This window comes from Microbacterium sp. B24 (assembly GCF_000333415.1).
GTDB lineage: Bacteria > Actinomycetota > Actinomycetes > Actinomycetales > Microbacteriaceae > Microbacterium.
Genome location: NZ_BADB01000375.1, coordinates 1 through 1,902, shown reverse-complemented (window position 1 = coordinate 1,902; position 1,902 = coordinate 1). Strand labels below are relative to the sequence as shown.

The 1,902-nt window shown below is 71.2% G+C and carries 1 protein-coding gene; it reads left to right on the top strand.

The genetic code is table 11. From position 1 onward, the window contains the following. Window positions 1-1,902, top strand: a 1,902-nt coding sequence (locus tag I5I_RS09825) for a phosphoenolpyruvate carboxylase (RefSeq protein ID WP_036318953.1), incomplete at both ends; no start/stop codon positions are given.

The following is a 1,902-nucleotide window of genomic DNA, read 5'->3' as shown; positions in this document are numbered from 1 at the left end:
CGCTGCAGGGACCCGCGGCCGGCGGTCGCGCGCCCGTCGTGCGCCCCTTCGTCCGTCTCGGGACGTGGGTGGGCGGCGACCGTGACGGCAACCCGTTCGTGACAGCCGCCGTCACGAAGAAGGCCGCGTCGATCGGTGCCGAGCACATCCTGCTCGGCCTTGAGCGCTCGGCCGTCCGGATCGCCAAGACGCTGACGCTGTCCGAGGACACGACGCCGCCGACCGCTGACCTCCTCGGCCTGCTGCAGCGACTCGCAGACGCCGACGAGGACGGTGCGGCAGACGCCGCCAAGCGGGCCAAGGTCGAGCCGCACAAGCGCGCGATGCTGCTGATCGCCCGTCGCATCACCGCCACGCGCAAGCGCGACGCCGATCTCGCATATCGCGACCCCGACGCGCTGCTGGGCGAGCTGCGCACCGTGCAGCAGTCACTCGTCGACGCGGGGGCCCCGCGCCAGGCGTATGGACACCTCCAGCAGCTGCTGTGGCAGGTGGAGACCTTCGGCTTCCACCTCGCCGAACTCGAGGTGCGTCAGCACTCCGCCGTCCACGCCAAGGTGCTCGCCGAAGCCGCCAGCGGCGAGCCGCTGAGCACGCAGGCGGAGGAGGTGCTCGAAGTCTTCCGCACGATCGCGCAGATCCAGAACCGCTACGGGCCGCGCGCCGCCGGCCGCTACATCGTCTCCTTCACCCAGTCCGCCGCCGACCTCGCCGCCGTGCACGAGCTGGCGCGGCTGGCGGTCGGCCCCGGGGGCACCGTTCCCGTCCTCGACGTGATCCCCCTGTTCGAGACCTTCGCCGACTTGCAGGCCGCGCCCGCGATCATGGCCGAGATCGTCGACCACCCGCAGTTCGCGGCACGGCTGGAAGCCACCGATCGGCGGCTCGAGGTCATGCTCGGCTACTCCGACTCCTCGAAGGACGTCGGTCCCGTCGCCGCCAACCTCGCCCTCTACGAGGCGCAGGCGAAGATCGCCGCCTGGGCCAAGGAATGCGGCATCCACCTCACCCTCTTCCACGGACGAGGCGGCGCGCTCGGTCGCGGCGGCGGACCGGCCAACTCGGCGATCCTGGCGCAGCCTCCGCACTCGGTCGACGGACGGTTCAAGCTCACCGAGCAGGGCGAGGTGATCTTCGCGCGCTACGGCGACCCCAACATCGCGATGCGTCACATCGACCAGGTCGCCGCGGCCGTCCTGCTGGCCTCCGCCCCGTCGATCGAGAAGCGCAACAGCGCGGCGGCGGAGCGCTACGCCGAGGTCGCCGCGACGATGGATGCCGCCTCCCGTGCGCGATTCTTCTCGCTGGTCAAGGCAGACGGGTTCGCGTCGTGGTTCGCGACCGTGACGCCGATGGAGGAGATCGGCCTGCTGGCGCTGGGCTCGCGTCCCGCACGACGCGGTCTGTCGGTCGAGTCGCTCGAAGACCTTCGCGCCATCCCGTGGGTCTTCGCGTGGTCGCAGGCCCGCATCAACCTGGCCGGCTGGTTCGGTCTCGGATCCGCGCTGGAGGCCGTCGGGGACGTCGAGCTCCTGCGACGCGCCTACGCCGAGTGGCCCCTGTTTCGCACCGTCATCGACAACGTCGGCATGAGCCTCGCGAAGGCCGACGGTCGTATCGCGCGCCGCTACCTCGACCTCGGTGACCGCAGCGACCTGGCCGACCTCGTCGTGGACGAGCTGCAGCTCACCGGCGACTGGGTCGTGCGCATCGTGGGCGGCGACGAACTGCTCTCGAACAAGCCGGTGCTGCAGCGCGCCGTCNAGATGCGAAGCCCGTACGTCGATGCACTCTCGCTGCTGCAGCTGCGCGCCCTTCGCACGCTCCGCACCGGCGAGCACGACGAGGCCGACCTGGCGCAGTGGCAGCGCCTTCTGCTGCTCAGCGTCTCCGGCGTCTCGG